The organism is Rhizobium sp. CECT 9324 (assembly GCF_918741265.1).
In the GTDB taxonomy this organism is placed as follows: Bacteria; Pseudomonadota; Alphaproteobacteria; order Rhizobiales; family Rhizobiaceae; genus Allorhizobium.
Genome location: NZ_CAKKMZ010000001.1, coordinates 1,479,333 through 1,500,700, shown reverse-complemented (window position 1 = coordinate 1,500,700; position 21,368 = coordinate 1,479,333). Strand labels below are relative to the sequence as shown.

General features: G+C 61.3%; 22 protein-coding genes. 15 read left to right on the top strand and 7 right to left on the bottom strand.

Going from position 1 to position 21,368, the window contains the following annotated elements:
* The first annotated feature begins 37 nt into the window (after positions 1-37).
* The 3 genes from LQ231_RS07330 to LQ231_RS07320 all read left to right on the top strand — a co-directional run bounded on the left by LQ231_RS07330 (position 38) and on the right by LQ231_RS07320 (position 1,319).
* Entirely contained in the window at positions 38-706 is a 669-nt protein-coding gene (locus tag LQ231_RS07330) for an HAD family phosphatase (RefSeq protein WP_230170845.1), read from the top strand.
* A gap of 87 nt (positions 707-793) precedes the next feature.
* Positions 794-1,045 carry a hypothetical protein gene (locus tag LQ231_RS07325; protein WP_230170844.1) on the top strand — a complete coding sequence of 84 codons (252 nt, stop codon included), beginning with the start codon at positions 794-796 and terminating at the stop codon, positions 1,043-1,045.
* Between the two features lies 1 nt (position 1,046).
* A complete protein-coding gene (locus LQ231_RS07320) occupies positions 1,047-1,319 on the top strand; it encodes a type II toxin-antitoxin system RelE/ParE family toxin (protein ID WP_230170843.1) in 273 nt (90 codons plus the stop codon).
* Between the two features lie 83 nt (positions 1,320-1,402).
* Here the strand turns inward: LQ231_RS07320 and LQ231_RS07315 are convergent, their stop codons facing one another.
* A complete protein-coding gene (locus tag LQ231_RS07315; RefSeq protein ID WP_230170842.1) occupies positions 1,403-2,737 on the bottom strand; it encodes a D-alanyl-D-alanine carboxypeptidase family protein in 1,335 nt (444 codons plus the stop codon).
* A gap of 352 nt (positions 2,738-3,089) precedes the next feature.
* Here LQ231_RS07315 and LQ231_RS07310 point away from each other — a divergent pair, with 352 nt between their 5' ends.
* Together LQ231_RS07310 and LQ231_RS07305 are read left to right on the top strand one after the other, a co-directional pair.
* Positions 3,090-4,589: an MFS transporter gene (locus LQ231_RS07310; RefSeq protein WP_230170841.1), complete on the top strand. Its 1,500-nt coding sequence runs from the start codon at positions 3,090-3,092 to the stop codon at positions 4,587-4,589.
* A 121-nt stretch (positions 4,590-4,710) separates the two neighbouring features.
* Complete coding sequence (locus LQ231_RS07305) at positions 4,711-5,766, top strand: polysaccharide deacetylase family protein (RefSeq protein ID WP_230170840.1); 1,056 nt, start codon at positions 4,711-4,713, stop codon at positions 5,764-5,766.
* 42 nt (positions 5,767-5,808) lie between these two features.
* Here LQ231_RS07305 and pdxH read toward each other — a convergent pair whose 3' ends face one another.
* Positions 5,809-6,429, bottom strand: a complete 621-nt coding sequence (pdxH, locus tag LQ231_RS07300) for a pyridoxamine 5'-phosphate oxidase (RefSeq protein ID WP_230170839.1) — start codon at positions 6,427-6,429, stop codon at positions 5,809-5,811.
* Positions 6,430-6,494: 65 nt separating this feature from the next.
* On the opposite strand from pdxH, the gene LQ231_RS07295 reads away from it, so the two are divergent.
* The 4 genes from LQ231_RS07295 to LQ231_RS07280 all read left to right on the top strand — a co-directional run bounded on the left by LQ231_RS07295 (position 6,495) and on the right by LQ231_RS07280 (position 10,146).
* Positions 6,495-6,953, top strand: coding sequence for an RT0821/Lpp0805 family surface protein (locus LQ231_RS07295; protein WP_113140539.1), 459 nt, complete (start codon positions 6,495-6,497; stop codon positions 6,951-6,953).
* Positions 6,954-7,168: 215 nt separating this feature from the next.
* Complete coding sequence (locus tag LQ231_RS07290) at positions 7,169-8,452, top strand: DnaJ domain-containing protein (protein ID WP_230170838.1); 1,284 nt, start codon at positions 7,169-7,171, stop codon at positions 8,450-8,452.
* A gap of 266 nt (positions 8,453-8,718) precedes the next feature.
* Positions 8,719-9,537 (top strand): enoyl-ACP reductase FabI, encoded by an 819-nt coding sequence (fabI, locus tag LQ231_RS07285; protein ID WP_113140538.1) that lies wholly within the window; start codon positions 8,719-8,721, stop codon positions 9,535-9,537.
* Between the two features lie 18 nt (positions 9,538-9,555).
* Positions 9,556-10,146 (top strand): histidine phosphatase family protein, encoded by a 591-nt coding sequence (locus LQ231_RS07280; protein WP_230170837.1) that lies wholly within the window; start codon positions 9,556-9,558, stop codon positions 10,144-10,146.
* A gap of 77 nt (positions 10,147-10,223) precedes the next feature.
* Here LQ231_RS07280 and LQ231_RS07275 read toward each other — a convergent pair whose 3' ends face one another.
* Positions 10,224-10,484 carry a DUF1344 domain-containing protein gene (locus LQ231_RS07275; RefSeq protein WP_113140536.1) on the bottom strand — a complete coding sequence of 87 codons (261 nt, stop codon included), beginning with the start codon at positions 10,482-10,484 and terminating at the stop codon, positions 10,224-10,226.
* 311 nt (positions 10,485-10,795) lie between these two features.
* Between LQ231_RS07275 and LQ231_RS07270 the strand changes: the two genes are divergently transcribed.
* The 3 genes from LQ231_RS07270 to ribB all read left to right on the top strand — a co-directional run bounded on the left by LQ231_RS07270 (position 10,796) and on the right by ribB (position 16,317).
* Entirely contained in the window at positions 10,796-13,882 is a 3,087-nt protein-coding gene (locus LQ231_RS07270) for a GGDEF domain-containing phosphodiesterase (protein ID WP_230170836.1), read from the top strand.
* Positions 13,883-14,111: 229 nt separating this feature from the next.
* Positions 14,112-15,206: a chorismate synthase gene (gene aroC, locus LQ231_RS07265; RefSeq protein ID WP_230170835.1), complete on the top strand. Its 1,095-nt coding sequence runs from the start codon at positions 14,112-14,114 to the stop codon at positions 15,204-15,206.
* Between the two features lie 10 nt (positions 15,207-15,216).
* Positions 15,217-16,317 carry a 3,4-dihydroxy-2-butanone-4-phosphate synthase gene (ribB, locus tag LQ231_RS07260; RefSeq protein WP_230170834.1) on the top strand — a complete coding sequence of 367 codons (1,101 nt, stop codon included), beginning with the start codon at positions 15,217-15,219 and terminating at the stop codon, positions 16,315-16,317.
* 92 nt (positions 16,318-16,409) lie between these two features.
* Here the strand turns inward: ribB and LQ231_RS07255 are convergent, their stop codons facing one another.
* The 4 genes from LQ231_RS07255 to LQ231_RS07240 form a co-directional block, all read right to left on the bottom strand.
* Positions 16,410-17,120, bottom strand: a complete 711-nt coding sequence (locus tag LQ231_RS07255) for an RES family NAD+ phosphorylase (protein ID WP_230170833.1) — start codon at positions 17,118-17,120, stop codon at positions 16,410-16,412.
* Positions 17,121-17,555, bottom strand: a complete 435-nt coding sequence (locus LQ231_RS07250) for an antitoxin Xre-like helix-turn-helix domain-containing protein (RefSeq protein ID WP_230170832.1) — start codon at positions 17,553-17,555, stop codon at positions 17,121-17,123.
* A gap of 50 nt (positions 17,556-17,605) precedes the next feature.
* Positions 17,606-18,043 (bottom strand): GNAT family N-acetyltransferase, encoded by a 438-nt coding sequence (locus LQ231_RS07245; protein ID WP_230170831.1) that lies wholly within the window; start codon positions 18,041-18,043, stop codon positions 17,606-17,608.
* Between the two features lie 73 nt (positions 18,044-18,116).
* Positions 18,117-19,304 carry a winged helix-turn-helix domain-containing protein gene (locus LQ231_RS07240; RefSeq protein ID WP_230170830.1) on the bottom strand — a complete coding sequence of 396 codons (1,188 nt, stop codon included), beginning with the start codon at positions 19,302-19,304 and terminating at the stop codon, positions 18,117-18,119.
* Between the two features lie 331 nt (positions 19,305-19,635).
* On the opposite strand from LQ231_RS07240, the gene LQ231_RS07235 reads away from it, so the two are divergent.
* From LQ231_RS07235 to LQ231_RS07225, 3 genes are all read left to right on the top strand, one after another.
* Positions 19,636-19,833 carry a hypothetical protein gene (locus LQ231_RS07235; RefSeq protein WP_230170829.1) on the top strand — a complete coding sequence of 66 codons (198 nt, stop codon included), beginning with the start codon at positions 19,636-19,638 and terminating at the stop codon, positions 19,831-19,833.
* A gap of 245 nt (positions 19,834-20,078) precedes the next feature.
* The gene (locus tag LQ231_RS07230) at positions 20,079-20,759 is read left to right on the top strand and encodes an ABC transporter ATP-binding protein (protein ID WP_230170828.1); all 681 of its coding nucleotides are present in this window, start codon (positions 20,079-20,081) and stop codon (positions 20,757-20,759) included.
* Positions 20,756-21,358, top strand: a complete 603-nt coding sequence (locus LQ231_RS07225; RefSeq protein ID WP_230170827.1) for an energy-coupling factor transporter transmembrane protein EcfT — start codon at positions 20,756-20,758, stop codon at positions 21,356-21,358. The genes LQ231_RS07230 and LQ231_RS07225 overlap by 4 nt, the downstream gene beginning before the upstream one ends.
* Positions 21,359-21,368: the final 10 nt, after the last annotated feature.

The window sequence follows — 21,368 nt, the reverse complement described above, 5'->3', positions numbered from 1 at the left end:
CCCGTCTCTCCGCCTGTCCGAAAGTGATGCGCACATCATGCTGCCACGTCCGCCAAAAGCTGTGATCTTCGACATGGACGGGCTGCTGATCGACAGTGAGATCCACTATCGCAATTCGTTGATGGCCGCCGGGGCGGAACGCGGCCTGCCAATGACCCCCTCGATTTACGACGGCATGCTGGGGCAACCCTGGTCCGGCAATGCGCAGTTGCTGATCGCGCATTATGGGGCCGATTTCGATGCCGAGAGTTTCCGCCACATCTGGCTTTCGCACTTCAATCGCCTGATGGAGCAGGACCTGCGCCTGAAGCCCGGCGTAGTCGAACTGCTGGACCTGCTCGATCGGCTCGCTCTCCCGCGCGCCATCGCCACCTCCTCGGCCCATCACCAGGTCGAGCACCATCTGGCCGGTTTCGACCTGATCCGCCGCTTCGACACGGTGGTCGCGCAAGGCGACTACAGGCGTGGGAAACCGGCGCCGGATCCCTATCTGGTGGCGGCGGACAGGCTCGGCATCGCGGCTGCCGATTGTCTGGCGCTGGAGGATTCGCACAATGGCATCCGCTCGGCATCATCCGCCGGCATGATGGCGGTGATGGTGCCGGACCTGCTCGCGCCGACGGATGAGATCTTCGGTCTGTGCGCGCATGTCGCGGAGAGCCTGCTGGAATGCATGGGGTTGCTGGCGGTCAAAGCCGACGCATGAAAATCGAAATGCAGTTTGCACGACAAGCAAAATCTGCGACACTTCTCATTGGATAAATTCTGAGCAAAGCGTCTCCGGAGCGATCTCATGTCCAGCAAAAGCCTGCGTATCACTCTCGACAAGACCCTCGAAGCTTATCTTTTGACGCGAACCGGCGAAAGCAGCCCCTTTGCCAAGCCCGAAGACTATGTCGAAGACCTGATCCGACGCGAGATGAAGGCCGACGACTTGTCTGCCGCCTATCTAGCCGACACTCTCGGTGCAGCTGCTTCAGCCACTGAGGAAAGCTATCTCACCGTGTCGGCTGAAGACGTTATCCGTCGAAATTCCAGATCCTGACATGGGAGGATATCTGTTCTATTCCGTTGCGGATAAGGAACAGGATGCCATTTTCAGCGACACCAAGCTTCGATGGGGAGAACTTCAGGCCGAACGCTATATTCGCAAGCTTCATGACCACTTGTCGCTGCTGTGCGACAACAAAGCTTTATGGCGCCGTGTGCCGGGACGATTGACCGAGAAAGCCGGAATTCAGGAAACCGTCTATGTCAGCCGCTTGAGCGGCACTACATATTCTTCAGACAGCTTCCGAGTGGTCGCCTCGGCGTCATGAGTCTATTGCATGTGCAGATGGACATCCCCGACCGACTTGCAAAAGACCTGCAGATCGCGTTGCGAGAGCGCCCTTGATCACCCTCACCCGCGGGCGGGCATCAGCACGCAGTCGTAGCGGTTCTGCACCAGCATGTCGCAGGCGGTGCGGGCTTCGTCCTTGGTGACGAAGCCGGTGAAGCGGGCGCGGTAGAAGGTCGTGCCATTGCGGGTGACCATTTCGGTATAGGTGTCGAGACCCTGGAGCGGCTGGCCGATCTTGGAGCGGGCGTCCGACAGCATGTCCATGGCGGCCTGGGCGCTGGTCGCGGCGGCAATCTGGATCTGCCATTTGCGATCCTTGCCGGTCATCGACTGTGTCCGGGCCTGGGACGACGCCTGACGTGGCGCCTCATTGGCACCAACCGTTGCGCGCGGCGCGGGGACTGCCAGCGGCTGGCTTGCATCGGACAGGCTGCCGGCAGCATAGGCGGTCGCGGTGGATGCCGCGGCTGCGGATGTGCCAGCCATGCTCTCAAGGGCTGCGACAGCCGATGCCCGCGGGGCCGGCACAGGCACGGCGCCGTCCAGACGGGCGATATCCATCTGAACACCGGTCGAACGGCTGACCAGCAGCTTGTTGCCCGTCGAGGCCTTGCGGATATTGGCGGTGATCAGCTTTTCCATGACCTTGTCGCGGCTGGCGGCGGAGCGCCCCCCCATGACGACGCCAATGACGCGGCGGCCATCGTCTTCGACGGCGCTGACGAGATTGTAACCGGAGGCATTGGTATAGCCCGTCTTGATGCCGTCCATGCCCTTGTAGCGATACATCAGGTTGTTGTGGCCATTGATCGTACGGCCGCGGAAAGTGAAACTCTTGGTGGCAAACAGCTTATAGTCTTCCGGGAAGTCGCGCATCAGCGCAATGCCGAGCGTCGACATATCGCGCGCCGTGGTGAACTGCTGGTCGTGCGGCAGGCCGGAGGCATTAAAGAAGGTGGTGTTCAGCATGCCGAGTGCACGGGCCTTGCGGGTCATCATGGCGGCAAAGGCTTCTTCGGAACCGCCGAGTTTTTCACCGAGCGCTGCAGCGGAATCATTGGCGGAAACGATGATCAGCGACAGGACCGCTTCCTTGACGGTGATCTTGTCTCCGGCCTTGACGCGCAGCTTGGTCGGCGGGCGGGCGGCTGCATATTTCGAGAAGGGGACCGGGCTGTCCCAGGAGAGCTTGCCGGCGCGGATCGCATCGAGCGCCATATAGATGGTCATCATCTTGGTCAGCGATGCGGGATGATTGAGGGTATCCGGATTTTCTGAAGCCAGCACCTCACCGGTGCGTGCATCAAGCAGAAACTGCGCACTGCCTGCATGAGCCGTTGTCGAAAGTGAAAAGACCGCCACGCAAAACGACAGTACGATCATTAACTTGCTCATGAAAACTCCAATTGCTGCCTGGATCTGGATGAGAGATCCGGCAAAACTGATTCCCGCAACGCACCGGATGCGGGAGTGCGCTTAGGGCAAGAATAGGGCGACAATCAGCCAAGCGGGCTCATGTGTAACCAATCATCCCCAAGTGTTGCAACTTTTATGGTTACCGTCATGTTAATGTCACAGGGCAAGATGATGCCCTCTCACCCGGTTTTGCAGCACCTGGCGCCGAAATCAGCCGATGCGGCGCAAGTGAGATGGCGCTAAAAAAAATGTCCGGCGCCCTGTTTACCTCAACCTATCTTGAGGTTGTAGCGTCCGACCATCTTCAATGACGGTCACAAGAAAGCAGTGCATGATGGACAGCATGGAACGACGCGGGCAAGACGAACCGGACACAAAGACCGATCAAAACAATCCACAAGCTGCAGAGGCCGTCGCAGCCGATCCGGCACATGAAGCCGGACGCTGGGCCGAGCTCATTGCACCGCGCTATCTCGCCACGACATTGATGCTGTGCATGGGTGTCGCACTGTTTGCCTTCAACGGTTTTCTCGTGACGACTGTCCTGCCGACGGCGGTCGCTGATATCGGCGGTGGCGCATTGCTGTCGTGGTCACTGACGCTTTATCTGGTCGCCTCGATTGCCGCCGGCGCCAGTGCTGCCTTGCTGAAGGCGCGCTACGGCGCGCGCACCGTGCTGGTCGCCGCGGCCCTGGTCTTCCTGGCGGGCACGCTGATCGCAGCCTTTGCCGGCTCGATGAGCCAGGTGCTTGTCGGACGTGTCGCGCAGGGTCTCGGCGAAGGCGTGGTCGCGGCACTTTGCTACGCGCTGATCCCCGACATGTTTCCGTCGCGCCTGGTTCCCAAGGTCTTCGGCGCGGAAGCGACAGTCTGGGCGGTGGCTTCGTTCGGCGGACCGGTCGGCGCCGGCTACATCACGGAAACCGTGTCATGGCGCGCAGCCTTCCTGGTCAACGCGCCGCTGATCGCGATCTTCCTGGCACTCGCGCTGGTGATCGCACCGTCGAAAACCAGCAAAGCGACTGCGGAGGCGGTTCCCCTGCCCCGTCTGATCGTGTTGTCGCTCGGACTGCTGTCGATGCTGATTGCCGGTCTTGCCGAGAATTTCCTTTCGGCCAGCATCGGCGTTCTCGCGGCCATGCTTCTGGTGCTGACGTCTTTCCGACTTGATCGCAACGCGGCAAACGGGCTGTTGCCGAAGCAGGCCTTTTCGCGCCGTTCGACGCTCGGGCTCGGTCTCTGGGTGGTTCTGCTGATGCCACTCGCCCAGGCGACGAGCAGTGTCTATCTGGTCTTCAGCCTGCAGCATCTGTTCGGCTATGGCCCGACAGCCGCCGGTGCGCTCGGTGCGGTGATGGCGATGAGCTGGAGTCTGGTCGCCATTGCCATCGCCAACCTGCATTCGCTGTCTGCCCGGCGCGTGGCGATCCGGCTGGGGCCACTGCTGCAGGTCGTCGGGATCGGGCTCCTGATGCTGGCGATCGCGGGTGGGCGGATCGAACTGATCATCATCGGCCAGATTGTGATTGGCGCTGCCTTCGGCGCAAGCTGGGGCTATCTCAGCCAGATGCTGATGGATGTCGCGCCCGACCATGAGCGGGACAAGACCTCGGCATTGCTGCCGACACTGCAGTCGGCCGGATTTGCGCTGGGGGCTGCGGTCGCGGGGCTGGCCGCCAACAGCGCCGGCTTCGCCACGGCCACCGGTCCCGATGCGGTGCGCGGTGCGCTGACGGTCACCTTTGCGCTGCCGCTGGCCTGGGCGATCCCGGCCGTTCTTGCTGCGCGCAAGGCAATCGCGATGGCTCCGCCGCCCTGGCAGGTTCGGTGAAGCCATCGCGATGATGCCCGATTGATACATGTTTCAATGCCTCATTGAGCGAAGCTTAACCTGTGCCCGGCTAGGTTGGCGCTTTGGGGAGAGCGGGCCATGGAAATCCCGCGCGGGTAATATGACAAAGGCGGATTTCAAAAGGCTGGTGCGGCGGCTGGCGATCACCGGCGGGCTGGAGGTTGCGCACGGCCTGGCGAAGCTTGGCATTCTGGCATCTGCGCGTGGGCGCGGCATGATCCTGACGCTGCACCATGTCCAGCCGTTCAGACCAGCGGCGTTCGCGCCCAACCGCCATCTGGAGATCACGCCGGACTTCCTGGAAAACACAATCCTGCAGCTGAAAGCCGCAGGGTTTCGCTTTGCGCGGCTCGAGGACGTGCCAACGCTGATGGCTGACGACACAGCCGCACCATTTGTCGTCTTTACGCTCGATGATGGGTTTCGCAACAATGCCGAACACGCAGTGCCGATTTTCGAGCGCCACGGTGTGCCCTGCACGATCTTCGTCTGCAAGGGCCTGTCCGAGCGCAGCCACACGATGTGGTGGGAGACCGCCGCCGCATTGATCGGCGCGAACGACCGGGTTGCCTTCGATTTCGGCGATGGCGAGAGCGGCTTCGACACACGCACGCTATCGGGGAAACTCGGCGCCTTCGACCATGTCTGCAAGCAGATCTTCGTGCGCGATGAAACCGCTGCGATCGAACGGCTAAATGCGACGGCCTATAGCGCCGGGATCGACCCGCACGCGATCGTGGCCGACGCCGTGATGAATGCGGACGAACTGCGTGCACTGGTCAACAATCATCCGCTGGTCACGCTTGGTGCCCATACCGTCAGCCATCGCGGCCTTGGCTTCCTGGCAGACGAGGTTGTCCTTGAAGAAATCAACCAGAGCGCCGACTATGTCGCCTCGCTCTCGGGAACTAGACCCACCACCTTTGCCTATCCGTATGGTGACACGCGCAGCGTCACGCCGAAAACGGCAGCGCTTGCCGATTGGGCCGGCTTCAAGCTGTCCGTCACGACAAAGCCGGCCACGCTCTGCCCCAAGGCGATGTCGGCGCCGCAAAGCCTGCCGCGCCTGTCACTCAATGGCTTCTACCAGAAGCCCCGCTATGTCACGGCGCTGGTCTCGGGCATTCCCTCCAAGCTCGCCTATGGCTGTGGCTGAGCATCCACGCCATTAATGCAGGGCACGAATGCAGGGCACGGGTCATGGGTACATGCGGACCTTTGACCAGAGATCGTCCGGTGTCTCGCGACGGAATTCGATGCGATCATGCAGGCGGAACTTGCGGTCGTGCCAGAATTCGATCGATTGCGGCACGATGCGAAAACCCGACCAATGCGGTGGCCGCGGGACGTTTCCGAGCGCGTAGCGGGCGGTGTATTCGGCGACCGATTTTTCCAGTGCAAACCGGCCTTCCAGCGGGCGCGACTGCTTGGAGGCCCAGGCGCCGATGCGGCTGCCGAGCGGGCGGGAGGCGTAATATTCGTCGGCCTCGGCATCGGTGACGATCTCGACCGCACCGCGCAGGCGGACCTGACGGCGCAAGGATTTCCAATGAAAACACATTGCCGCCTTTTTCTGGCCGAGAATTTCCTGTCCTTTCTGGCTCTCAAAATTGGTGTAAAATACAAAACCGCGGCTATCAAAACCTTTGAGCAGAACCATCCTGACATTCGGAAGACCATCGGCGTCCACGGTTGCCAGCGCTACCGCGTTGGGATCGTTGAGCTCTGACGCCTGGGCATCCTGCAACCACGCGCCAAACAGGGCGAAGGGTTCGTTCTCTTCGGTAAAGTCACCACTTGTTAACCCGATATCCGACATATTGCCTCAAATGCTCCTGACCTTCATGATGGGTGTCCAGAACGCGATATTGGACGGGGCCCCATTTGGAAGTAGACATAGCAAAGTCGGTCGAGCGTACAAAGGGTAGGTGCATGGGCAAACGCAAGATCCTTCTCGCTCTTGCTGCGACACTTCCGCTCAGCGGATGCTTCGGCGGCAGCATGGACCTCTTCGGTTCCGATAACGTCGACAGTTCCATCTCGACCAATACCATTTCCAAGACTGGCAATTCCGGAAACGGCTCCGACGAACTGACCGTACAAAGCGCGGTATCGTCTGCGGATCTTTCCAAGACCGAGGGCAAGCCCCTCCCCTGGGCCAATGCCACGACCGGCAGCGCCGGTGTCGTGACGGCAATCCAGGAGGAAAAGGGCCAGGGCGTCATCTGCCGCAACTTCTCGACGACCCGCCACTCCTATGAGGGCATCGCGTATTTCTCGGGCAAGACCTGCACGTCCGGGTCCGGCAACTGGCAGCTGTTGAGTTTTGATCGCCGGTCCTGATATCGTTCGCATTTGAAACGTTTGCTTAAGCAAACGAGAAGAAACAACTCTTCGCCGCTCATCCTGCGTAAGATTCAATTAGCGCCTTGCGTGCAAACCTCGCCAACATTGTAGTGCCGAGACCGCATGAAACTCCGCGGGACGGCTTTGAGTATTCGCTGGGAGCCGCTCCATGACCCGGATGCGCGACTGGTCGACGGATGTTGGTGACGTTGATGCGAGATTTTTATTCAGTCCTCGGCGTTAAGCGCGATGCGGGCGCAGACGAAATCAAGGCGGCTTGGCGCTCCAAGGCGAAAAGCGTGCATCCTGATCAGAATCGCGACGATCCGCAGGCCAATAACCGCTTTGCAGAGATCGGCCGCGCCTACGAAGTCCTGAAAGATCCGGCAAAACGCAACCGATATGACCAGCAACGCGTGAAGGTCGAGGCGATGGAACGCGAGCAGACGATCATGCAGCAGCGCCAGTCGGCGCGTGAAGCTGCCGAAAAGGCAAAACAGGCCAAGGCCAATGCAGAGCGCATCCTGGCAGAGCTAGCCCAGGCGGAAGCTGCCAAAGCAAAGGCGGACACGGCTGCCGCTCATGCGGTGCAGGCTGCCAAAGCAGCGCAGGCACACGCCCAGAAGGCGGAGGCTCAATCGGCGCAGGCACAATCTGCACATGCGCAGGCTCAAGCCCAGGCCGAACAGGCTGATACCCAGCCCTCGCAGCCGGGGCAGCAAAGCCAGGCGGCGGGCCAACAGGACAAGAAGACCGACGCGGCCGGCGCACACTCCGGCAAACCGCAGGGTCCCGAGGACTTGGTCAGCCGCATTTTCGGCGAAAGCCCGGAAGCGGCAGCCGCCGCCGAAAACCTCAGGCGCGACGCCGAGGCCGCCGAACTCGCCGAGGGCACGCGGCTGCGTGCTCCAAGCTCGCCGCTTCTGGCGCCAATCGAACTGATCAGCTCGCTGGTCCGTCGCATCCGCGGCGTTCCACCACCACCGCCGGAAAAAGCGCCGGATGTCTTCTCCGAAGCCGTGGTCGCGATCAGCGACCTGCTGGAACAGAAGTCCGTGCCGATCACCCTCAACGATGGCCGCGAAGTGCGTGTGCCGCTGGACGGCGTGACCGAAGGCCATGTCGTGCGCCTGAAGGCGCAAGGGCTGAAGTTCCAGGGTATGCAGCGAGGCGACGTCGCCGTCACCATCAAGGTGGTGCGGACCGAGAAGTTCCTCGTCGACGCCTATGACATCCGCACCGTTTTGCCGATTACCCTGGAGAACGCGGTTCTCGGCTGCGAGGTCGAGGTCGAAGGACCTGAAGGCATGGTGAAGGTCACCGTTCCTGCGTGGTCGAATTCAGATCAGGTGATCCGCATCGACGAGCTCGGCTTGCCGGACGGTGCCGGCGGACGCGGCGCACTTCTGGTCGAATTGCGGGTGATGCTCTGGGAAAAGCCGGACGAGAAGGTCACCGACCTGATGCGACTGATGCGCGAAGGGCTCTATCTCTGACGCCAGGCTTGACGCCTCCCAGGAACGCCGACCCGGCATCCCTTCGGAAAACCGCGACACCGATTGTCGTGCAGGCCAGAAGGCAGGCGACAGTTAAATCCCGGTCCCTTTTCACCATAAGTGCAGCCTTCCCGCTGATTTATGGTGGTTTTTTGATGAACACACCCTTTGTTACGCTGCCTTACAGTAGATGATCCGGTTCAATCTTGTACGCCGGAACGGCCTATGCCATAGGCAGTCCATCGAAAGTATCAGGGGATCACATCATGGCTCAAGGTTCCGGCCTTATGGCAGGCAAGCGCGGCGTCATCATGGGCGTTGCAAACAATCGCTCCATCGCATGGGGCATTGCCAAAGCCTGTCACGACCAGGGCGCTGAGATTGCCTTCACTTGGCAAGGCGACGCGCTGAAGAAGCGCGTCGAGCCACTTGCGCAGGAACTCGACGCCTTTCTGGCCGGCGACTGCGACGTTACCAATCTCGACAGCATCGACGCCGTCTTCAACAATCTCGAAGCCAAGTGGGGCAAGATCGACTTCGTCGTTCACGCCATCGCGTTCTCCGACAAGGACGAACTGACCGGCCGCTACATCGAGACGACGCGCGAGAATTTCACCAAGACGATGGACATTTCCGTCTACTCGTTCACAGCCGTTGCTGCCCGTGCCGAGAAGATCATGAACGACGGCGGTTCGCTTCTGACGCTCACCTATTATGGCGCCGAAAAGGTCATGCCGCACTACAACGTCATGGGCGTCGCCAAGGCAGCGCTCGAAGCCTCCGTGCGTTATCTCGCCGTCGACATGGGTGGCCGCGGTATCCGCGTCAATGCGATCTCGGCCGGCCCGATCAAGACGCTGGCCGCATCCGGCATCGGCGATTTCCGCTATATTCTCAAGTGGAACGAGTACAACTCGCCGCTGAAGCGCAACGTCACGACCGACGAAGTCGGTACATCCGGCATGTATCTCCTGTCGGACCTGTCATCGGGCGTCTCCGGCGAAGTCCATCACGTCGACTGTGGTTATCACACGGTCGGCATGAAAGCTGTCGATGCGCCGGATATCTCGGTCGCCAAGGACTGAAGCCAGGGGTCTGACGCCGTGCTGATTTACATGATCCGTCACGGCCAGACCGACTGGAACGCCGAAGGCCGGATGCAGGGTCAGAAAGACATCGACCTCAATGCGACCGGCCGCGGCCAAGCAATGCGCAACGGCGAAACGCTGGCGCATGTGCTCGGCGACAGCGTTGCCCAGTTTGATTTCGTCGCCTCGCCGCTCAGGCGCACGCGCGAAACCATGGAGCGCCTTCGCGCCGAAATGGGACTGGATCCCCTCGCCTACCGGTTGGACGACCGCCTGAAGGAATTGTCGTTCGGCGACTGGGAGGGGTTTACGCTTGCCGAATTGGCGAAAACGTCGCCAGAGCGGGTGGCGGCCCGCGCGGAGCGAAAATGGGGCTTCATTCCACCCGGCCAGGATGCCGAAAGCTACGAAATCCTGTCCTGGCGAATCGGTGCATGGCTGAATTCGGTGGAACGGCAGACTGTCTGCGTCAGCCATGGCGGCGTCATTCGCAGTTGCTTCCGCCTGATCGGCGGGATGGACGAGGACGAGGCCTGCGATATCAATATCCCGCAGGACAGGATCCTGAAAATGGATCGTGACGCCGGCATTATCGGCTGGATGTAAAAACCGTTAAGTCATTTGAAGGAAATGGGCAGAAATCGGTCCGGGATCCCTGCCGTCAAACTATCTCCAGGTGTCTGCTACTGGATGACTTCGAGATCATCGACGACGCGCTTGCCGTCCACTTCCGTGTAGAACACGATAACCTTCTGTCCACTTTCCAAACCTTCGAAATTGAACTCGGCAGGCACGGTGTAAGTCTTGCCGTCGTCCAGCACCAGGCTCATGCTATCGACATTGACAGCCTCGATGGTCGCCTCGACATCGTCGCTGCCGGCAAAGGCAGAGATGGGGGACAGGAAGCTGGCTGTTGCCAGCAGAACAGAAATGACGATGCGCATACGGACCACCCTCGACCAAACGACTAAATAAATATGATGCAAAATAGCCTCCTGAATGTGGCGAAATTCGCCCGCAGATGTGTCCTTTTCGCAAAGATTGTGGACCGTAACGAGGGCAAGGATCAACCCACCCGCCGTTGTTATTCCCGGCTGACCCGCAATCTCACACAAGATTTCGGAGGTGGCGTCGAAAAAGTCAAAAATGGTCAAGCAGAACCAAGGCTTAGATGCGCCGCTGTATCTTGGGGCAATGCTAAATTAACCGGCGACCTCTAGACTTCCCGTAACTTGGGGTGACGGGAATTTTACAGTTGCGTATCTTCGATGCAGGACAGAGACACGATGGCGAAGGGTGGAGCAGAGGCGTTGTATGGCTCGCGCTTGGCGCTCTGATCAGCACCGTGATCATCGGCGCCGGCGTGCTGATCGACCGCAGCTCCGCACACTATGAGCAGCAGCGCGTCGAACATGAAGTCGCAGATGCCCTGCAGCACGCGCAAGTATCCCTGCGCAACCGACTGAACATCGATGTTGCCAATGCGCTGGCCATTGCCGACGACATTGCCGACGATCCGATGCTATCGCCGGCGGAGCTGAACCGGACGATCAACAAGATCGTCGCGCGAGACCCGCATCTCACCACTGTTACATTCCAACCATTGAGCGACATTCACCGGATGGCGTTTCAGCCGAAGCTGTCGCTCGAAGGCAATGTGGTGCATCTCAGCATTCCCGTGCCGCCGCCGGGCTGGGAAACGACGACCGCATGGAAGCTGATGGTCGTCTCGATGGACATTTCCAAGGTGTTTGATGCCGCGGGCCTGTCCGGTCAGCCCGATGCCAATGGACCTGATCATGCAGGCGATTTCGATCACAACATCGATCGGCTGCACCTGGCGATCGCGACCGACGGCCCGCAGGCGCGGATGCTGTTCGGCTCAGCTGGCATCCACGACAAGCAGCCAATCGCACAGAATTTCAGCCATTACGATCTCTCCTTCGTCCTGTATGGCGCACCGGCCGAAGGCTGGGACGCGGCCATGAGCCGCCTGATGCCGACCAGGATGATCGTGCTTGCGACCGTGGCCGCGATGATGGTGCCGATGCTTCTTGCACTGTTTCTGCTGCGAGAGCGCAATCGCAACATCAGCCAATTGCAGCGTCGAGAGGAGCGGCTGATCGACCTCTCGCATCGCTTCCAGCTGGCCATGGAGACATCAAATATCGGCATCTGGGACATAGACGACGAGAGCCATGCACTGCACTGGGACGAGCGTAGCGCCGGACTGCACGGCATGCCGGTCAGCCTTACGGACAATGAGGATCGTCTGGCCGATTGGTATGCGACCATCCATCCGGACGACGTGCCGAAGGCCGAGCAACAGTATTTCGACTGTGTCGTCGCCGGTACGGAGACTGTCTGGGACGTCACATACCGTATCGCGCTATCCGACGGGACCTATCGCTATCTGCGTTCCGCCGGCGCCTGCTCGGTCAACGAACGCGGCCGCAAGCGCCTGACAGGCATCGTCTGCGACGTCACCACCGATACTCTGGTGACGCAGTCGTTGAGCCAGGCCAAGGAAAACAGCGACATCAAGAATGCCGAGCTGGAACTTGCCCTCGACGAGCTGTCCAGCCGCGAACATCAGCTGGCGGAACTGTCGCACAGGCTGGATCTGGCGCTGGCGTCCTATAGTTGCGGGATCTGGGAAGGCGACCCGGTCAGTCGGACCGCCGTCTGGGACGAACGCATGCACCAGCTCTATGGCCTGCCCTATAGCGAGCAGCCTGTAACGGAACACCAATGGATGGCCTGCCTGCACCCGGACGAGCGTGGCGACATCCTGATCACCACGAAGCGGGCAACCACAAACGAACAGACGCTCAATACCATCCAGCGGGTAATCCTGCCGAACAACGAGGTCCGCTATATCCGCTCGGTCGGACAGGCGCATTTCGGCCGCGACGGCAAGAAAAAGCTGATCGGCATCGCTTTCGACGTGACGGCAGATTCACTGTTGGCGGAGCAGCTGCGTTCGGCAAAGGCCGAAGCCGACATGCGCAATATCGAGCTGGAACTGGCCAAGAACCGCATCGAGTTCAATGCCCTGCATGATCCGCTGACGTCGCTTGCCAATCGCCGTAAGCTCGACCTGGAGCTCGATTCACTGACCCGCAAGGGTGAGAACCAGCGGCACAAGTTCGCCATCCTGCATCTCGATCTCGACCGCTTCAAGGAAATCAACGACACCCTCGGTCATGCGGCCGGCGACGCCATGCTGGTGCATGCCTCCCGCGTCCTGATGCGGCATGTGCCGCGCGGCGATCTTGTCGCGCGCATCGGCGGCGACGAATTCGTCATTCTGGCCCGGCGCGCAACGACGATGGATGAGCTGACCGATCTGTCGAACCGGATCATCGAAGAGATGCGCCTGCCGATCGATTTCGAAGGCTTCGAATGCCGTTGCGGCGTTTCGATCGGCATTGCCCAGTCCGTCGGCATGGCGCCGGATGCCCGCAAGGTGCTGATCAACGCCGATATCGCGCTCTACCAGGCGAAGGAAAAGGGCCGCAACTGCTACGAATTCTTCACGCCTGACCTGCAGGCGAACATCATCGCCAAGAAGCGTATGGCCGACGATATCCTGGCGGGGCTTGATCGGGACGAGTTCATCGTCTGGTACCAGCCGCAATTCGAAACCAACAGCATGCAGCTATGCGGCGCCGAGGCCCTGGTGCGCTGGCGCCATCCCGATCGCGGCGTGCTTGCCTCCGGCGCCTTCCTGAAAGTGGCCGAAGACCTGAACGTCATGGCCCGCATCGACCAGCTGGTGCTGCAGACGGCCCTGAAGGACCAGATGCGCTGGACGGCGCTCGGATTGCAGGTGCCGCGTATTTCGGTGAATGTCTCGTCCAAGCGTCTGCATGACGAAAACCTGATCGAGCAGCTCGAAGGGCTGAACGTGCCCCAGGGCTCGATCTGTTTCGAGCTGGTGGAATCCATCTTCCTCGATGACAGCGACACGATCGCGACCAGCAATATCGACCGCATCAAGGCGCTCGGCATCGATATCGAGATCGACGATTTCGGCACCGGCCACACATCGATCGTCAGCCTTTTGAAACTCAAGCCGAAACGGCTGAAGATCGACCGGCAGCTCGTCATGCCGATCACCACGCAGCCGCAGGAACGCAGTCTGGTGCGCTCGATCGTCGAGATCGCCGGCTCGCTCGGCATCGAGACCGTGGCAGAAGGGGTGGAAACCCACGAACATGCCGCATTGCTGCGCCAGCTCGGCTGCGATTACCTGCAGGGTTATGCATTTGCCAAGCCGCTGTCCTTCGAGGATTTCAGCCGTTTCGTCACTCGGTTGCCGCAGAGAAAGGCGTCCTGACGACATTGGCCGTATTGACAACTGCCGGATACGCGAGTGTCCGGCGGATTGCCTAGGCAATCGGATTGCGCCTGTTTTCGCCAAACAAGGAAATGTCTGTCCGTTTTTTGGCTGATGGCAGGTCGAAAAGCGCTTCACACCCCTCCCGAATTTGCTCTATGAGTGACGCCATCCAAGGCCCCAGCCGACGAGCATGCCTCGTCGGCCAGAATGGAGCGGTTCGTCACCCATGTCGCATAACACCTTCGGTCATCTTTTCCGCGTCACCACCTGGGGCGAAAGCCATGGGCCGGCGCTCGGCGCCGTCGTCGACGGCTGCCCGCCCGGCGTGCGTTTTCGCCAGGAAGACCTGCAGATGTTCATGGACAAGCGCAAACCCGGCCAGTCGCGCTTCGTCACGCAGCGTCGCGAGGACGATATCGTCAAGGTGCTGTCCGGCGTGATGCCGCAGGAAGACGGCTCGATGATCACGACCGGCACGCCCGTGTCGCTGTTCATCGAGAATACCGACCAGCGCTCCAAGGATTATGGCGATATCGCCAAGCGTTACCGTCCGGGGCATGCCGACTTCACCTATGATCTGAAATACGGCATTCGCGACTATCGCGGCGGCGGACGCTCCTCTGCCCGCGAGACGGCGGCCCGTGTTGCCGCCGGTGCGCTGGCGCGGCTTGCCATGCCTGACGTCACCATTCGCGGCGCGCTGGTGCAGATCGGCAAACACAAGATCAACCGGGCCAACTGGGACTGGGCCCAGGTTGAGCAGAACCCGTTCTTCGCGCCCGACGCCGAGATCGTGCCTGTCTGGGAACGCTATCTCGACGAGATCCGCAAGTCAGGCTCCTCTGTCGGCGCCGTGATCGAGGTTGTGGCCGAAGGCGTGCCGGCCGGGATCGGCGCGCCGGTCTATGGCAAGCTCGACCAGGAGATTGCTGCGGGCCTGATGTCGATCAATGCCGTCAAGGGTGTCGAGATCGGTAACGGCTTCGGGGCCGCCGAAATCACCGGCGAGGAAAATGCCGACGAGATGCGGATCGGACCGGATGGCAAGCCGGTCTTCCTGTCCAACCATGCCGGCGGCGTGCTGGGCGGGATCGCCACCGGCGAGCCGCTGGTGGCGCGTTTCGCCATCAAGCCGACCTCGTCGATCCTGACCGAACGTCGATCGATCGATTCCGACGGCCAGGAAGTCGATGTGCGCACCAAGGGTCGCCACGACCCCTGTGTCGGAATTCGCGCCGTGCCTGTCGGCGAGGCGATGCTCGCCTGCACCATTCTCGACCATATTCTGAGGGATCGCGGCCAGACCGGCCGCCTGAAGTGAGGCCCGACCCATGAGCTATGACCAGAAGCGCGTCGTCGACGCCATCCGTGCCTTTGAAGCGGGCGAAATCGTCGTCGTGATGGACGATGACGGCCGCGAGAATGAGGGTGACCTGATCGTGGCGGCGGTGCATTGCACGCCGGAAAAAATGGCCTTCATCGTGCGCCATACATCGGGCATCGTCTGCGCGCCAATGCCGAAGGAAGAGGCCAAGCGTCTGAACCTTTCGGCCATGGTCGCCGACAATGACAGCGCCCATACGACCGCCTTTACCGTCTCAGTGGACTTCAAACATGGCACCTCGACCGGGATCTCGGCAGACGACCGGACGCTGACGGTGCGCAATCTCGCCAATCCCAATGTCGGCGCGGCCGATTTCGTCCGTCCCGGCCACATCTTCCCGCTGGTGGCCCGCGAAGGCGGCGTTTTGATGCGCTCCGGCCATACGGAAGCGGCCGTCGATCTCTGCCGGCTGGCATCGCTGCCGCTGATCGGCGTGATTTCCGAACTGGTCAATGACGACGGCACCGTGATGCGCGGACCGCAGGTCGCCTCGTTTGCCGAGCAGCATGGCCTCAAGCAGGTGTCGGTCGCCGATCTGATCGCCTATCGCCAGCGCAAGGAAACGCTGATCCAGCTGCATTCGAGCTTCGACATCCAGACGCCCTATGGCACGGCCAAGGGCCACAGCTATTCGCTGCCCTGGGACCCGATGCAGCATCTCGCCGTGGTGTTCGGCGACATCCGCGACGGCGAGGACATTCCCGTGCGCCTGCATCTCGAACATGTCGGCGCCGACGTCTTCGGCAACAACCGGCAGATCGACGGCATCATGAAGAAGATCGCCGAAAAGGGCCGCGGCGTGATCGTATACTTGCGCGAAGGCTCGGTCGGCGTCGGCGTCTCGACCACGGCGCGCACCGGCAAGCATGACCGGGAAGCCCATCAGGAAGCGCAGGCGCGCGAAAACGAGTGGCTGGAAATCGGGCTGGGGGCGCAGATCCTGAAAGATCTCGGCGTCACCTCGATCAGGCTGATGTCGTCGCGCGAGCGCCACTATGTCGGACTCGAAGGCTTCGGCATCAAGATCTCGGCGACCGAGATCGTCTGAGGAGTACAGGCGTCATTGGCATTCAGGATAGCCATCGCAAGCATTGCCGCACGGCATCACCCCACCCCGGACCTGCGGTCCGCCCCTCCCCCTCAAGGAGAGGGTGGAGAGGTGATCGGGCCTTCCATGGTCGGTGCCGGGTTGCCGGACCAGACGAGCCGGTAGACATCGCCCTGGCGGACGGACTGCACGGCTGCGGGGCGGAGCACGGCAAAACAGGTGCCGCCCGGGTGTCTGACGGATGGATAGACGATGCCGTTTGCCCCTGCCCTGCGGGCCGCCTCGGCAAGCGCGTTGCCGAGCGGATAGCCAAACGTCTTGTCGGGATCAAGCGCGCCATGAGCCGGCGCGGCGCGCAGATCGACGAAATCACCCGACAGGCTGCAAAACATCTCGGCATAGTCGACCACAGCGTTGAAATCCCCGGCCCTGCTGAGGAACTCGGTCATGTGGAAGGCGATTTCGGCGAGGCAGGTTTCGACTGCCAGCGCCGAGTACCAGGCGCCCCGGTCAGAACCGTTGAAACGGTTCGGCTCGCGCGGCTTAGCATAGGCAAAACAGGCATTGATGAAATGGGCGTGCGGCACGTCATAGACCAGTTCATTGGCGGCGAGCCCGGAAATACCGCGCGTCTCGGCGATCATCCTGTTGCTGGTGGCGGCCTCGATCTCGGCCAGTTCGGCGAGTTCATCGGCAGTGTCGACGAGGGGTTGCAGCACGGCCTGGCGCAGCCGCGCCGTCGAGACAAGCCGCACGGTCCTTGGATAGGCGATCGTGACGATCGGTGCGCCGTCGACCCGCAATCAGAGCCCCCCGCGCACGGCGTCCACATAGCGGCGGACCTCGAGCATATGGGGTATGCCACCGTCGATCATGGCGGCGAGCGGCGTCCGGCGATCAAACAGCGGGCCGGAATTGTCCAGCGACAGCCAGCGGTCGGCCATGCTGTCGGCAAATAGGAGATGCAGCCCCTTGTAGATGCCGGTCAGGGCGGAGATGCGTGTCATCTGGTCCTGGCTCAGGATCTTGACCGCCGTTTCCGGCTTCAACCTTTCCCAGGTGCTGACAGAGACGCCGAGCAATGCCGCCGCCTGTTGGCTGGTCAGGTCCCACTGGGCTACGATGCGGCGATAGGCTTTCAGCGCCGTCTTCGACAGCCGATCACGATCGGCCTCTGTCGCAAATCCCTGCGGCCTTGCGGCTAATTTGGCCTGTGTCCGGTCGAGCATGCCTTGCATGGAAACCACCTCCATCAAATGACTGATAGAATATACTTCATCTGATGGGCTTACAAGGAGTCCGGCGAACCGATCTTCATCGCCATGCCGAGCGAGCGGGGTGCTGTCTCGGCAAAACCGAACTGTTCGTAAAGCCTGTTGGCCGGAACATCGGCGATCAGGCTGACATAGGCGGTGGCCGGCAAATGCGCCTGCATGTAGTCGCTGAGGGCCGCCATGATGCGCTTGCCCAGCCCCCTGCCCTGATGCTCGGGCAGGACTGCGATATCGGTCACCTGATAGAAGCAGCCGCCATCGCCGATGATGCGGCCCATGCCGACGATCTCTGAGCCCTGCATCAGCGAGACGCCGAAGATCGAGCCCGCCAGTCCGCGGGTTGCGGCTTCCTCGGAAAACGGGCTGAGGCCGGCCTGCTGGCGCAGGCGGAGATAATCTTTTACGGCAGGCGTGACGGGTTCGATGCGATAGGCGTCAGATGTGGCGGACATTGCGGCAAATTTTCCTGCTTGCGATGGGGTAGATTGGTGGACGCAGGCCATCGAGACAGCCAGCGCGGAAAGGTCAGCCGAGCCAGCCGTCGCGCAAGGTGACCTGCTCGACGCCGGAAAAGCGGGCGAGACGGCCCAGTTCGGCTTCCAGTTTTTCAAGGCGGCCGGCAGAGGGGCGCACACCCGGTTCCAGCCACAGGCGCTTGACGTCGAGCACGCCGGCCTTGCGGTCGGCCTTCATGTCGATACGGCCGATCAGGCGATCGCCTTCGAGCAGCGGGAAAACATAATAGCCGTATTGGCGCTTCGCTTCGGGCACGAAGACCTCGATGCGGTAGAAGAAGCCAAACAGGCGTTCGGTGCGGTTGCGGTCGCGGATCAGCGGATCGAAGGGGCTGAGCACGCGGATGCGGGCCGGCGGTTCGGGCGCATCCAGCAAGGTTTGAAGCCCCTCCATAAACGCGAAGGACAAACGCGACTTGCCGTCCATCGTCCCGATCAGCACCTCCTCCAGTTCCCCGCGATGGGCGGTCACCCAGGCCTTCGCCTCGTCGGGCGTGACGATATCGAAAAAGGCGGCGATCTCGCCGGACGTGGCAAAACCCAGGCGTGTCAGTGCTGACCGGCAGGCCCAGTCGACGAAGCTGTCGTGATCGACTTCGCCGGCATGGTGTTCGCCTGGGATCACCCGCTCGGACAGGTCATAGACCTTCTGGAAATTTTCCCGCCTTGCGATCGACAGCTTGCCGGTGTGCCAGAGGAATTCCAGCGCCGTCTTGTTGGGATGCCAGTTCCACCAGCCGCCCGACTTGTGGTCCTCGGCCTTGACGTCGCGCGACAGGATCGGCCCGCCGGACCGGATACGCTCATAGGTCTCCACGAAAGCCTGGTCGAAACCCTCGCCCTGCCATTTGCGCCAGTTTTCGAGGATCTTCGCCTCGCGGCGGCGAAAGCGGTGCTTCCAGTAAGGGAAGAAGGCCGATGGGATGATTGAGGCGTCATGCGTCCAGTGTTCGAAGAGGGAGCGGTCCTTTTCCAACAGATGCGACAGGTCCTCGCGGCGATAGGTCTGGCTGCGGGAAAACAAGATCTGGTGATGGGCGCGCTCGACCACCTGGATGCTGTCGACCTGGACGAAACCGAGATCATGGATCAAGCCATAAAGGCCCTCGCGGCCAAGCGCCTTGTGCGGCGGGCGCGACAGGCCCTGCCGTTCGAGGAAGATGCGCCGGGCCTGCGGATTTGAAATTGGAATCGCCATGAGACTGAGGCTAGCGGATGTTCGCGGTTTGTTCAATCGACGAATTTTCTCTATTTTCAACTGGCACGGCAAAGCGATACAACCGGAGGATTAAGACACGCGACGGACGACACGAAGGAACGCAGATTGAGCGATCCCAGAGACTGGCCCCGTTTCCGACCTTTGATCCTAGGGGAACTTCCGGTCCACCAGTTGAAGAGCTTTGGCCTCCACTTGACCAAAGGCTTCGTGACCTTCTCCATCCCTGCCCAAAAGCACGCATTCAGGTCGCACCCGGACAGCTTTGTGTCATGCGTGCCATCTCTCACAGACCGTCACGGATCCAACCCATGTGGGCCAGTCCCCGAAGCATGTCGGCCACGGGTTCGAACTCGTCAGGGAAGTCAATCAGGCTGGACTCATCGTTCTGGTGGCCGTGCTGATCAAGCCCGCGGGACAGGGCATCTACATGGTAAAGTCCACCTATCCCATAGACCGGGACAAACTCGCCAACCGATTGCGAAAGGGACATCTGATCCGCGCCAAATGAAAAACCCCGCACGAGCGGGGTTTCCATTTCCGCCGGGGTGCCAAATCCCGGATCTCTTCGCCTTGCGGCTACTGACCCTTGCGGGTGCGTGGGTAGGCCGTTCCCACCTCGAAACTTCTATGCAGAATATGGAGCGAAGAGGCGATTTTGTCAACGAAGCAGCCGTCGTTGTCGCCTACGCGGCCCCATTCCCCTCATCGCACCGAGGGTCTATAGAACCGGCAGGCTTCAGGAGACGTCCGCCCTTGCATATCCGTTTCGACCAGACCGAACTCCGCTACGGCGAACATTCAGCGCTGAAGCCGCTCACGCTTGCGCTATCCGAGCAGCGGATCGGCGTGATCGGGCTCAACGGCTCGGGCAAGACCAGTTTCGCCCGGCTGATCAACGGCCTTGCCAAACCGACGTCGGGGACAGTGACGCTGGACGGGCTCGACACAGTGAAGGACGAGAGGGCCGTGCTCAGCCGGACCGGCTTCATCTTCCAGAACCCGGCGAACCAGATTATCCTGCCGATCATTCGCGACGACATCGCGATGGGGCCGAAAAGCCGCGGACTGAAAGGCCCGGCGCTCGAGGCTGCTGTCGACCGCGTTCTGGAGCGTTTCGGCATCACCCATCTGGCCGGTCGTCGGCCGCATGAACTGTCGGGCGGTGAACTGCAACTGGCAGCACTTGCCGCGGTCGTGGTCACCGAGCCGGGGTTGATCCTGTTCGACGAGCCGACCAACCAGCTCGACCTGAAGAACCGGGCGATGGTCAAGGCGGCGATCGAGGGGCTTGCCCAGCAGGCGATCGTCATCACCCACGACCTCGACCTGATCAGCGATTATCCGCGCGTGCTGGTGTTCCACGAAGGGGCGCTGGCCTTTGACGGGCAGGGCGAGGAGGCCGTTCAGCGCTATATCGAGATCGCTGGCGCATGAGGAGCCTCTATCACGACGGCCAGACAGTCATGCACCGCCTGCCGGCCAGCGCCAAGCTCGCCGGGCTGATGGTCTTTGCCGTGCTGCTGTTCCTGACGCGGTCGATCCCGCTGCTGGCACTTGCGATGCTGGCGACCGGCTCAATTTATCTTGGCCTCGGCCAGCCGCTGCGGGTGGCCATCCGGCCGCTGATCCCGATCCTTGTCACCATCCTCGCCGTCGTCGGCCTGCATCTGGTGTTCAACGGCATCGAGGAAGCAAGCGTCACGGGGCTGCGACTGACGGCGCTGATGCTGCTGGCCGCAAGCGTCACGGTAACAACCAGCATTTCAGATTTCATCGCGGTCATCACCCGCGCGGCGATGCCGCTGGAACGGCTGGGGCTGCTGAAGGCCGCCGATATCGGCCTTGCGGTCGGGCTGGTCGTGCGCTTCATTCCGGAAATCATGACGCGCTACGATGCCATCCGCGAGGCGCATCGCGCCCGCGGGTTGAAACCGAAGGCCGGCACGGTGATTGCGCCGCTGATCATCGCCACACTCAAGGATGCGGACAGCATCGCCGCCGCCATTGACGCCCGCGGCATTCGCGGGCAGTGAAGCAGGATCA